At 48.7% G+C, this 12,868-nt stretch carries 8 protein-coding genes; 7 read left to right on the plus strand and 1 reads right to left on the minus strand.

The window, feature by feature from the left end:
* The first annotated feature begins 45 nt into the window (after positions 1-45).
* Together addA and DWX76_RS14835 are read left to right on the plus strand one after the other, a co-directional pair.
* Complete coding sequence (gene addA / locus DWX76_RS02890; RefSeq protein WP_412693969.1) at positions 46-2,871, plus strand: helicase-exonuclease AddAB subunit AddA; 2,826 nt, start codon at positions 46-48, stop codon at positions 2,869-2,871.
* A 47-nt stretch (positions 2,872-2,918) separates the two neighbouring features.
* On the plus strand, positions 2,919-3,872 hold the full coding sequence (locus DWX76_RS14835) for a PD-(D/E)XK nuclease family protein (protein ID WP_412693970.1): 954 nt from the start codon (positions 2,919-2,921) through the stop codon (positions 3,870-3,872).
* 234 nt (positions 3,873-4,106) lie between these two features.
* Here the strand turns inward: DWX76_RS14835 and DWX76_RS02895 are convergent, their stop codons facing one another.
* Positions 4,107-4,892: a MerR family transcriptional regulator gene (locus DWX76_RS02895; protein ID WP_118570078.1), complete on the minus strand. Its 786-nt coding sequence runs from the start codon at positions 4,890-4,892 to the stop codon at positions 4,107-4,109.
* Between the two features lie 525 nt (positions 4,893-5,417).
* Between DWX76_RS02895 and rsmH the strand changes: the two genes are divergently transcribed.
* The 5 genes from rsmH to DWX76_RS02925 all read left to right on the plus strand — a co-directional run bounded on the left by rsmH (position 5,418) and on the right by DWX76_RS02925 (position 12,736).
* Positions 5,418-6,476 carry a 16S rRNA (cytosine(1402)-N(4))-methyltransferase RsmH gene (rsmH, locus tag DWX76_RS02900; RefSeq protein ID WP_107000320.1) on the plus strand — a complete coding sequence of 353 codons (1,059 nt, stop codon included), beginning with the start codon at positions 5,418-5,420 and terminating at the stop codon, positions 6,474-6,476.
* A gap of 310 nt (positions 6,477-6,786) precedes the next feature.
* Positions 6,787-7,632 carry a tyrosine-type recombinase/integrase gene (locus DWX76_RS02910; protein ID WP_118472132.1) on the plus strand — a complete coding sequence of 282 codons (846 nt, stop codon included), beginning with the start codon at positions 6,787-6,789 and terminating at the stop codon, positions 7,630-7,632.
* A gap of 245 nt (positions 7,633-7,877) precedes the next feature.
* Positions 7,878-8,543: a hypothetical protein gene (locus DWX76_RS02915; protein WP_118524622.1), complete on the plus strand. Its 666-nt coding sequence runs from the start codon at positions 7,878-7,880 to the stop codon at positions 8,541-8,543.
* Positions 8,544-8,591: 48 nt separating this feature from the next.
* A complete protein-coding gene (locus DWX76_RS02920) occupies positions 8,592-10,373 on the plus strand; it encodes a VWA domain-containing protein (protein WP_182429713.1) in 1,782 nt (593 codons plus the stop codon).
* Positions 10,289-12,736, plus strand: a complete 2,448-nt coding sequence (locus DWX76_RS02925; protein ID WP_147353829.1) for a VWA domain-containing protein — start codon at positions 10,289-10,291, stop codon at positions 12,734-12,736. Before DWX76_RS02920 ends, DWX76_RS02925 begins: the two co-directional genes overlap by 85 nt.
* Positions 12,737-12,868: the final 132 nt, after the last annotated feature.

A 12,868-nucleotide genomic window follows, 5' to 3' on the forward strand; every position in this document is an offset into this window, starting at 1 on the left:
TGGGAATGAAAGAAGAACCAGTCATGAAAAAGGAAAGGGCGAGAAATGGCAGTAAATTGGACCAGGGAACAGAAGCAGGTAATTGAGGGGCGGGAGAAAAGCCTCCTGGTGTCGGCAGCGGCCGGAAGCGGCAAGACCGCGGTGCTGGTTGAGCGGATCATCCAGATGATCACGGAGGGGGAGAACCCGAAGGACATAGACCGCCTGCTTGTCATGACTTTTACCCGGGCGGCAGCGGCGGAGATGCGGGAGCGGATCCAGGCGGCGATTGAGAAAAAACTGGAATCGGAGCCGGAAAATGAACATCTCCAGCAGCAGGCAGTTCTGGTTCAGTTTGCCCAGATCACGACGATCGACAGCTTCTGCCTGCATATCATGCGGGAACATTTTGACCGGCTGGACATCGATCCGGCATTCCGGGTTGGCGATGAGGGCGAAATGCTTCTGATGCGCGCTGATGTGATGGATGGGCTGCTGGAAGATTATTACCGCGACGGCGGGAAACGGTATGAGGAGTTTGTGGACGCGTATGCGACGGGCAAGGCGGACGATGGAATTGCCGAGTATGTGATGCAGGTCTACAATTTCGCCCAGAGTAACCCGTGGCCGGATGCGTGGTATGAAAAATGCCGTGAGGAGCTGCTCTTGACCGAACAGGGAGAGCTGGAGCAGACGGAGTGGATGCAGTTCCTTTTGCGTGATATTGCATTGCAGGCGCAGGAGTGGAAAATACAGCTTCGGGAGGCGTGGGAGATCTGCCAGGAGACGGGGGGACCGATGCCGTACCTGCCGATGATCGAGGAAGATCTGCGCCATGCGGAGGCAGTCTGTGGGGCAGCCGGTTCGTTTGAAACGATCTCGGAGGCATTGGAACAATTTACGTTTTCGCGTCTGGCGGCGATCCGCGGCAAAAACGGGGAGGTCGATCCGGAGAAAAAGGCGCTTGTTTCCGACTGCCGCAGCCGGGTCAAAAAAGCAGTTGAAAAGTTAAAAGGAGAGTATCTGTTTGCATCCCCGGAGCAGATGCTTGCGGATATGGAAGCTGGAAAAGAGCGGATTTTGGAACTTTTGGAGCTGGCACAGGAATTTGGACGGCGGTTTAGGGCGAAGAAGAAAGAGAAAAATGTGGTAGATTTTCATGATCTGGAACATTTTGCGCTGGAGATTCTGACAGAACCGGAAGCAGAATGTTCCGAGGCGGAGGAAACTTCAAGTGCAGAAGAAACCGATCAGATGCAGGGGAAAAATGCCTGGACAGTGCGTGTACCAGGCACAGTCGCGGATGAGCTCGCCGTGCAGTACGACGAAATTCTGGTGGACGAGTACCAGGACAGCAACCTGGTTCAGGAGACGTTGATCCAGTGCATCAGCGGTGAACGCTTTGACCGCCCGAATGTGTTTATGGTGGGCGATGTCAAGCAGAGTATCTATAAATTCCGCTTGGCGAGACCGGAATTATTTCTGGAAAAATACAGTACATACACGTCGGAGGAGAGCGCGCACCAGAAGATCGAGCTTCACCAGAACTTTCGAAGCCGGGATCACATACTGGAATCGATCAATGCGATTTTTTACCGTATCATGACGGAAAAGCTGGGAAATATATCCTATACGGAAGATGCGGCACTGCATCCGGGCGCAGCCTTTGAAGAGCGGGATGGCCTGGATGAGTTAAAGACGGAGCTTTTGCTGGTGGATTTGTCGGCGCAGCCGCAGAAAGAGACGGAATCCCCCGAGTTGGATGATGAGGCAGCCGATTACACCGCCAGAGAGCTGGAAGCGCGCATGATCGCCGGAAAGATCCGTGAGATGACGGATAAAAAACGGGGGATCACGATCTGGGATAAGGAGCTTGGCGCTTACCGTCGGGCGCAGTACGGGGATATTGTGATTCTGCTTCGAAGCGTCAGCGGATGGGCGGAAGAATTTATCGAGGTGCTGGCGACGCAGGGGATTCCGGCGGTCGCAGAGTCTCGGACGGGATATTTTAATACGCTGGAAGTCGAGACGGTGCTGAATCTTTTGGCAGTCATCGACAATCCGATGCAGGACATTCCCCTGGCGTCGGTGCTCAAATCGCCGTTTGGCGGCGTTTCTGATGAGGAGATGGCGTGGATTGTGGCGGAACATAAGGCGGGCGTTAACCGGTCGCGGGATGCAGGGCTTTACCGGGCGGTTGTGGAGTATATGAACGAGGATGGACCGGTGAAGTCGAATGACGAAAGTGACGAGTCGTCGATCGCGGATGCGTTTCGTTTTCAAAAAAATAAATTAATTCAAAAGAATAACCTGCGCCGAAAACTCCAAAAACTCTTTACTCTCCTGGATACATTCCGCCAGGAATCTGTTTACCTGCCGATGCACGAACTCCTCTACCGGATTTACGACAAAACGGGCTATTACCGCTATGTATCGGCGCTTCCGGGCGGGGCGGGACGGCGCGGCAACCTGGATATGCTGGTGGAGAAAGCGGCAGCCTATGAGGCGACGAGCTACCGGGGTGTGTTCCATTTCATCCGGTATATTGAAAAATTGAAAAAATATAACACAGATTTTGGCGAGGCGCCGGTGGCGGATTCCGAGGGAACGGTGGTGCGGATCATGAGCATCCACAAGAGCAAGGGGCTGGAATTTCCGATCGTGTTTGTAGCTGGAATGGGAAAAAATTTTAACAAGCAGGATACGCGGGGGAAACTTCTGATCGACGCGGATCTGGGAATCGGAACCGACTATCTGGACAGCGAGAAGCGCATCAAGGGACCGACGCTCAAGAAAAATGTGATGAAACGCCGGATGGAACTGGAGGCGCTGGGCGAGGAACTGCGTGTTCTTTACGTGGCGCTGACGCGTGCGAAGGAAAAACTGATCTGACGGCGTCCTCCCGGAAATTGGAGGATCGGATTGCGAAGTGGAGCGCAGTGGCAGCCGAACACGGAGCGATTCCGTATACGATTCTGACGCTGGCTTCCTCGTATCTGGATTGGATTTTGATGAGTATTCCGGAAAAAAATCCGTGGATTTCATATCAGACGGAAACGCTTTCCGACCAGATCGACCGTGAGATCGGCACGCAGATACGCCAGACGTTATCGAGAGAGTGGCTGCGGTGGCTGGCGGGGGAGGACAGCCATTTGTCGAATGACGAGAATCATCCAAACACGCAAAATCGGCTCGAAAATATCAGGCAAATAGAATCGATCATCAGCAGCAACTACCATTTCCAGTACCCATACCTGGACGATCTGAGTCTCAACACCAAGATGTCCGTTTCTGAACTCAAGAAAAAGGGCATGGAGGAAGAAGAGGAGGAGATGGTATTTCTGCCGACGCTGCCAGTGTTTATGGAGAAGGAGCAGGAAGAAAAAGGCGGCGCGACGCGCGGTACAGCGTACCACCGTGTGTTGCAGTTGTTGCCGTTTGAGCGGGCAATGTCGAGACAGGAGTTAAATGCATTTCCGGCGAAGCTGGCGGCTGAGGGGCGGATGGATGCCGAGGCGGCGGCGTTGGTGCGCGGCTCAGATCTGGCAAAACTGACAGCCAGTTCATTGGGAAAACGCATGCAGAGAGCGGCAGCAGCCGGGAAACTGTACCGGGAAAAACAGTTCGTCATCGGTATTCCGGCGCGCGAAATGGGCGACTGGGATTCGGATGAGCGGATTCTGATACAGGGTATCATCGACGCCTTTTTTGAGGAGGACGGCAAGCTGGTTCTGGTGGATTATAAGACAGATTATGTGGAAAATTCAGACATTCTGATCCGCCGCTATGAGGCACAGGTGCGCTACTATACCCGCGCACTAGAACAGATGACAGGAAAAAGGGTGGCGGAGCGCTACCTGTATTCGTTCCGGTTTGGGGCGATTGAAGTGTAAGGCAGTGATTCTGGGTACAGATAGGCACGTTCGGAGCCGATCGTATTTCCAGTCAATACGCCGGGATATGCGGCGCAGGAGGATCTGACGGAGTACCGGAGTTTTACGGATTATACGGATCAGGGCTTTGTTTATGTCCATGCGGGCTGCCGCGGCCGATAACTTTATAGAGTGGGTCAATGCGTGCTGCGCCCAGAGGAATTAAAATAATAAAATTAGAGAAATAAGTTTTGGTTAAAGGGTATCATCCGCCATCAGAACCGCTACCTGCGTCAGAAAATTCTCAGGATTTTTGTGCTGGGGCGGTCCCTCCAGATAGAGGTGGCGGGCGGTGCCCTTTAATGGAATCTGATATTTGTTTGTATACGCACAAAGGTGCTTCACAATTACCGGAAGACCTTCATAGGCACCGTGATAAAAGATACAGAGCGCTTTCTGGCAGGGCAGGGTGACGAGATGTTCACCCAGGCTTTCCGGCGGGACGGCGATGCAGCAGGTAAAATCGCCCGGATTCGAAAGGTTGTATTCGGTGAAAAACATATGCTGGGTGGTGTCAGAACCATATTGGCGGATCGCCTTGATGAAGACGCTACGTAATTGCTCTTTCTTGTCTTCAAGTTCTGTCGAATGCAGATCCTGGCAGTAAACGGTCTGGGCGGGAAGTTCTATCTGTCGGATTTCAAAGTCATTGTGCCCTTTTGAATGTTCTTTTAATTTCTCAATATTCCGGCTGATTTCGTCACGCAGATCTTCCAGACGCGCGATCAGCGGCTCCAGATCCGTCGTGCCGTGATAATAGGCATAGATATCATCCAGCGAGAGACCGAGATTCTGCAGAATGCGGATGCTCCGGATGCGCGAGACGGTGTCTGCTGTATAGTAACGGTTTCCATTGATACCGTCTCTCTGATCCGGCAGAATAAGCCCCTTGTCTTCATAATTTAAAATCATGCGCCGGGTCACTTCCAACGCTTTGGCTGCCTCGCCGATCGAGAGCAGCCGTTTTTTATCGTGCGTCATAAAACCTCCTGTTAGATATCCATAAGATGTGCAATCATGTATATTTGTTATGTAGGGTTCTGGTGCAATTTTTTACACTCATAGTTTTTTATAATTACATGAAAAATAAGTAAAAATTATATAAATTAGCTAAAAAGGGATTGTATCGCACATCAATGTACGATGTATAATCATTTTATTGAAAGCGGGATGCTGTGTCAAGTATCCCGCCGATGCAAAACGCCACACAATTCGTCATACTATGCACGTTGAAAAGGAGTATCCGGGCAGGCAGGAGCGTCAGACATTGGGGAGAATGAGTATTTTATATACAGAAAGATTTGATGGCTCATCTGCAAACATCTGCCCGGAGAAACATTTCAACCAAAACGCCTTTATTGTATACCTATGATGCTGCGTTTTATCTGGAAAAATCAAGAAAGAATTGACATTTGAACGCCTTCCATATATGCTTGAACCAATATGATTTTCGATTTGACAGATGGGAAAATCAATGGAAAATCTAAGCAGATATGGGAGGCTTTTATGGATCAGGAAAATCAGACACCACACAAACGGCGTGTCAGATATAAAGGAAAATATCCAAAGAAATTTGAAGAAAAATATAAAGAGCTGCAGCCGGAGAAGTATCAGGACACGATCCAGCACGTGATTCAGAAGGGAAATACACCAGCGGGCATGCATATTTCCATTATGGTGCAGGAGATTCTGGACTTTTTGCAGATCCAGCCGGGGCAGGTCGGATTTGATGCGACGCTAGGATACGGCGGACATACGAAGGCAATGCTGGCCTGCCTGAAAGGGCAGGGACATATGTATGCGACCGATGTTGATCCGGAGGAATCCGCCAAGACGCGGAAACGCCTGGAAGAAGCGGGCTATGGCGAGGACATGCTTTCAATCCGTCTCCAGAACTTCTGTACAATCGATGAGATTGCCAAAGAAGCGGGTGGTTTTGATTTTATTTTAGCCGATCTGGGCGTGTCTTCGATGCAGATTGACAATCCGAAGCGAGGCTTTTCGTTCAAGGTAGATGGACCGCTGGACCTGCGCCTGAATCAGGAAAAAGGCATCAGCGCCGCCGAGCGCCTTGACACGATCGAGCGTGAGGAGCTGGCGGGCATGCTGTACGAAAATTCAGACGAACCGTACTGCGAGGAGCTGGCAAAAGCGATCACGGATGAGATCCGCCGTGGAAATCGGATCGATACGACCACGAAACTCCGTGAAATCATTGAAAAAACATTGGATTTCCTTCCGGAAAAGGAGAAAAAGGAGACAGTCAAGAAGACCTGTCAGCGTGTTTTCCAGGCGCTCCGGATCGATGTAAACCAGGAATTTGAAGTACTCTATGAGTTTATGGAGAAGCTTCCAAATGCGCTTCGACCGGGCGGACGGGCAGCGATCCTGACCTTCCATTCCGGAGAGGATAAACTGGTGAAAGCGGCGCTCAAAGAGGGATATCGCGCCGGTATCTATAAAGAATATTCCAAAGATGTGGTGCGCCCGTCCGCGCAGGAGTGCGTACAGAACCCGCGTGCCCGCTCGACGAAGATGCGCTGGGCGATCCGGGCGGACGAGTAAAATGAATATAAAAGAAAATATATGAAAAAACAGGGCAGCTGTTCCGAGCAATATGGGAGCGGCTGTCCTGTTTTTATTGTGAAGATCAAAGAGAGTCCATGTGAAAAAATTTCGGGCGCAGTGATGTCTGGTTCTGCAAAAATCCGATTAAAAGAGCAAAAATGTTTTTTTTGCGAGATTTCTGTTTCCGGTGCGTATACTATAAGATTACTTTTCAGAAAATAGAAAAGTGGTCACAGTTGTGAAAGAAAAAACAGCTGCGAAAAAAACAAATACGCGAGAAAGTTTCGTGAGAAAGAGAGGAAACGTATTGAAACAGGAAACACAAAATGAATTGGAACGATTTAGGGATTATTTGAGAGAACAGGAAAAAAGCAGCCACACGATCGAAAAATACTGCAGGGACGTGAGAAAGTTTTTGATGTTTGCTGATGAAGACTGGGATAAAAATACAATTATATCTTTTAAGGAATATCTGCAAGCTCATTATAAAACGTCCAGCGCCAATTCGATGCTTGCGTCTCTGAACAGCTACTTTCATTTTATCGGAAGACAGGAATACTGTGTCCGCACGTTCCGGGTGCAGAAGCGGATTTTCTGTGATGAGAGACAGGAAATGACGCGCAGCGATTATCAAAAGTTAGTTAAGGCGGCGCGGGAGCGCGGCGATGAACGCCTCTGTGCGATATTGCAGACGATCGCGAGCACGGGCATACGAATCAGCGAGCTTTCATATATTACAGCGGAATCGCTGGCACAGGGGGAAGTAGTGATCGACTGTAAGGGAAAACAGCGGGTGATCCTGCTGCCGCAGTCGCTGATGCTGTATCTGACGCAGTACTGCCAGAAGCAGCGGATTGTGAGAGGCAGCATCTTTGTCACAAAAAACGGGCAGGCAGTCCGCAGACAGAATGTGTGGGCGGACATGAAATCCGTCTGCACCGAAGCGGGTGTTCTTCCGAGCAAGGTATATCCGCACAATCTGCGCCATCTGTTTGCCAAGATATTTTATGAGCGCGATCACGATCTGGTCCGTCTGGCAGACTATCTGGGTCACAGCAGCGTGGAAACGACAAGACGTTATACGATCATCAGCAGCCGTGAAGCGTGCCGCAGACAGCTGGAATTAGGTTTGTTGATTGATAGGGAAAATTGACGAAAAACATAATGGGAATTATGTCATGAAATGAAAAAAATCTGCATACATATCTAAATATATGATTTTATTATCAAGTTTATCACTTCTGAGAAAAAATTTCAACCTACAAAGACGTTAAAAAACAGTACTTGAAAGTACAGATATTTTATCCAAAATCCGACAAAAACCTTGCAAATTAAAGAAAAAACAAAACAGGTGGATATGACATAATTCCCATTATGTCAGCCGGGGAGGTGGAGTATGTGAGAGAAGATCTGACGGGGCGCCGGTATGGACGCCTGACCGTCTGCCGGGAGATAAAACAGGCAGAAAAAAGCCGCCGCCATTACTGGCTGTGCCGGTGTGACTGCGGGAAAGAAAAAACCGTGGAGGAGTCCCATCTGAAAACAGGGCATACGAAAAGCTGCGGGTGCTATCGGAAGGAACTTCCGTCCAGTCGGCGGATCGATCTGACAGGTCGTCAGTTCGGACGTTTGAAAGTGCTTGAAGAGGCGGATAATTCCAACCGGACAGGTGAATATTGGAAATGTGTCTGTAGCTGCGGACGCCTGATTGAGGCATCCAAAGAAAGCCTGTGCGCGGGAAAAACCAAGAGCTGTGGGTGCCTGCAGGCGGAGACACGAAAGAAAAACATGAAAAAAGCGATTCATTTTGTAGGCGGAACCTGCCTGGAACGAATCGCCAACCAGAAAAATACGGCAAACAATACAAGCGGCTACCGAGGCGTCTACCAGCGGGAAAATTCCCGGTGGCGGGCAGCGATCGGCTTTCAGGGAAAAGTGTACAACCTTGGAACCTTCGTAAACCTTGAGGATGCGGTGGCAGCGCGGAAAAAAGCAGAAGAGGAATTGTACGAGCCATTTTTGCGGGAACATGGCGTGAAAGCGGTGCAGAATGGAGGTATTTAAATCCGCATAAGGGAACCTGTGTTGATGATAAGACGGGAGGCAAAAAGAATGAAAAAAACGAAGAAAAAGGGGAAAAGTTACAGTCAAGGCTGGTTTGGGCGTCAGTCAAGGCGTTTCATGTCAGTGCTTTTGTGCAGCAGTATGTTGAGCACAAGCGTGGCAAATACAGCCGCATTTGCAGCTGCCACATCCGAAGGAGGGGATGAAAGACAGGAATTTTCATTGGAAAAAGAAGTCCTCAGGCAGGCAATCCGGGATGCTGCTAAAAAAGGAAAGACAGTAAAAGAGGATGCATTTACGTTTTCCGGCGATGAGGCAGAAACCTACGAGGGACTGTTTGAAGAAGGAAATCTATATGAACTGCATCCAGATTTCGAGAAGAAAAACGACCGGCTTACTTTGAAAATGTATGCCCGCTTAGAGGATGAAGAGGACATGGATCAGTATACGATCAGCGGAAATGAAGAAATTATTTTCCTGATGACCAATTCTTCTTCAAAAGAGCGCACCGGACGGATTCTGGTGGATGGAAGAGCCAGCGCATGGATGACGGTTGCGCCATTTGGTGAAGTAAAAAAGCAGGTTGAGCTGGAGACAGAGGAAGCGGTTCCGACCGAGATAGAAAATGAGGTAAAAGAACCGGAAAGTGCAGTTCCGGCAGGAAGTGAAGATATCACAGAAGAGGATACGGCTCTGGAGGACGATGTAAAGGAGCAGGAAAATGCTTCAGATACAGGTAACAATCAAATAAAAGAAGAATCGGAAGCAGCGGATGACAAGAAAGATTTATCGGAACCGGATTCTGAGAACGAGAATGAAAAAGCAGACATGGATGCGTTCGAAACAGATACATCCGATGCAGATACATCGGATTCAGAAAATGACAGCGCCCAGGACGAAGGTTCAGTTCAGGTATCACGTTCGGCTCATTTTTCGATGTTTTTGACTTCAGCTGCAATGGCATCTCCGTCTGATGCAAAAGAAGAAGAGAACGAGAACGATGAAAACGAAAAAAATAAGGCGATTGTAGGCGACGAAGCAGAAGAAGACAATTTCGAACGCATTCTGGGGGATTCATATGAAACGGTAGGCATTAAGAATGCATCCGCAGCCGCATTTGTAACTTCCGCGATGGAGCTTGGTCTGACAGACGTAGCTGTTTTGTCGGCAGTGGAAGTGGAAGAAATTCCACACTGGCAGATTTCGAAGTCTAAAAAAGCTACCAATCTGGACGAAAATTTTGAATCCCAGGTAACACTTTCCCTTCCGTCAGCGGAGGAAAAACTGGAAAATGACATTGTGTTTGTGCTGGATAAATCTACCAGCGTGCAGCTGGAAAATGAGGCGTTAGAGATGCTTAAGGAGCTGCAGGCGCAGGCAAAGGAAAATGGCGCAAAAGTAAAGGTTGGAGTCGTTATTTTCAATAAAGAAGCGCACAAGTCTGACTTTATGGATTTGGGAACCCAGTATGATGCGATTGCGGCAGCGATCCGTGAGAATATTAGCAGCGGAACGAATCTTTCGGCTGGAATCCTTGCAGGCAAGAAAATGCTGGATGAGGATACGCAGGTGGCAGCAGGAAGAAAGAGCCTGGTGCTTTTAAGCGATGGCATTACCTATATTTTTGGGGAAAAACCGACGGCGGTTGCCTGGGGATTTGAGAATGATGGTTCAGAACATTCCTGGGCGGGACCGGATAACTGGATTCTTAAATATGGGAATAATAAAGCATTATCGGAGGATGAGTGGAACGAGCGCCTGGGTACAATCAAAGCGCAGATGGATGCACAGGCGATGAATTTGACCATTCATATGAGCCAGGAGATTTAACGCCATGTACCCCACCTGATGAAGGAAAAAAATATGCCAATAGCGTTGATAAAGCGCTCTATCTTTCCTATGAGGCATATCTGGAAGCGGCGAAGGAACAGTATCACTGCTATGCGATGCCGATTGGTTCATCTGCTGGTGAAAGCTATCCATGGGGACCGAGCTTTGTGAAATATCTGGCAGACGGAAAAACGGTAAGTTTTGAAGATATCAAAAATGATATCCTTTATGCCGTCGATCGGGACTCGACTGTGGAAGATTATATGGGTTGGGTCAAGGATGACTACAATTTTGACTTAAAGAGCATCGACCGTCTGACTGTTGGCGGCAGGGAGCTTTCTAAATGGAAAGATGGAAATACCGTTTATTTTGGAAATGAAGACGTGAATGCAGCTCAATATCGTTTTAAGGTGGAATACGATCCGTCGGATAAAGAAGGAGGAGAACATTTCATCTGGACGATGAATGAGGCGGTAAAAAATAATGAACCGGTGCAGCTGACCTATACGGTAAAACTGGTAAATCCGAAGAACAATCCAGGAGAATCGTATGGACGGTACGATGAAGACGGAAGCGAAGAGTATGATGGACTTTATACGAACCAGAAAGCAGTGCTGCATCCGGTTGGAAGCGATCAGGAAAAAGGAAAAACGGAAGTATTTTCGAAACCGACTGTATCATATACGATTCCGGGAGGAGAACTTCCGACGATTCCAGAGGGAGGAACTTCTAAATCGAAGACAGCGGAACAGCTGGATGAAAATTTTAAGTCTCAAGTGGCTTTGTCCTTGCCGTCAGCGGAGGAGCAGCTGGTAAGTGATGTGGTGCTTGTCTTAGATAAATCAACCAGCACGGGACTGAAAGAGCAGGCATTGGAAATGCTTCAGAACCTCAAGAAAGAAGTGCAGGAAAAGGGAGCAAAGGTCAAAGTGGGAGTAGTGCTCTTTAACAAGGAAGCGCATACGGATGGATTTATGGATTTGGAGACCCAATATGAGGCGATTGAAGCAGCCATTTGTCAGGAAATTAAGAGTGGAACCAATCTTCACGCAGGTATTTTAGCGGGTAAATCAATGTTAGACCAGGATACAGGAGTGGCAGATGAACGCAAGACACTGGTAGTTGTCAGTGATGGTATTACCTATATGTTTAATGAGAATCCGACGGCGGTTGCCTGGGGATTTATGGCAGATTCTCCGAAACATTTTGCAGGACCGGATAACTGGAAATCCAAGTATGGAAATAATCAGGCACCGACGGACTGGAATGCATGGCTGACCGGCATAGGAGCCAGACTTTCAGAGCAGAAGGATACACACGACTATCCATATGGAACGGAACCGGATGCATCGCTTATTACACCGGTGGAGGAAGCAGGAAATTATGTGAATTCGATCGATAAGGCATTATATCTTTCATACGAGGCGTACGCACAGGCAGCTTCGGAAGGATATCACTGCTATGCGATGCCGATTACGCCGCCCGGAACGGCAAGTAACTATGAGTGGGGAATGAGTTTCATGCGGTACCTCGCGAATGGAAAGCAGGTTTCATTTGAAAGTATAGAAAATGATATTTTGTATGCCGTTGATAAAGGTTCTGTTGTGAAAGATTATATGGGTTATGTGAAAGAGGATTATAACTTTGATTTCGATCACTTAGACCAGCTGACAGTAGGGGGAAAAGCGCTTTCTATGTATCAGGAGGGCAACACCTGGTATTTTGGAGACGGAGAACCGGGACCGCAGAATTATCGTTTTAAAGTGGTATATGACGCGGGAAATAAGGCAGAGACAGAGATGTTTACCTGGTATATAAATGAACCAGTTTCAAACTTTGCACCGGTGCAGCTGACCTATACCGTAAAACTGATAAACCCAAAGACGGCGGATGGAACATATGGAAAATATGACCGGGACGGCAGCCAGCACTATGAAGGGCTCTATACCAATCAGGAGGCGGTCCTGTATCCGGTAGACAGCCGTGGAAATGAGTATCGGCCAGAAGAATTCCCGAAGCCGACCGTATCATATGTGGTAGAACATGGAAGCCAGGAACCGGGATCTGATCCTACCCCGACCCCGAATCCAGGCAATAACGGAGGCGGAAGCCACGGCGGTCACGGAGGCGGAAGTAGTTCTGGCAGTAAAAAGTCTTCGACCACAACCGCGTCGGGACCGGCAGCCCAGCCGACGGAACCGGTTACGCCGGTTGTACCAGAACCTCAGCCGGTTGTACCGGCAGAAGGACTTCCGAAGACCGGAGATACGGATCGGATGGATGTGCCGATGGCTCTGCTGGCAATTGGAATGATGGCAGCAGCTTATGTATTAATGACGGGCAGAAAAAAGACGGAAGAGTAAGACGAGACATAGAAAAATAAAAATTGCCCGGTTATAAGAGCAGGTTTTTAGGGCGGCGCCAGAAATAATGGCGCTGTCCTAAAACTATGCTGTTATCTGTTTCGTTTTGTATGCAAATTAATACATCATTTA

It is taken from the genome of Clostridium sp. AF21-20LB (assembly GCF_003478795.1).
Taxonomy (GTDB): Bacteria; Bacillota; Clostridia; order Lachnospirales; family Lachnospiraceae; genus Otoolea; species Otoolea fessa.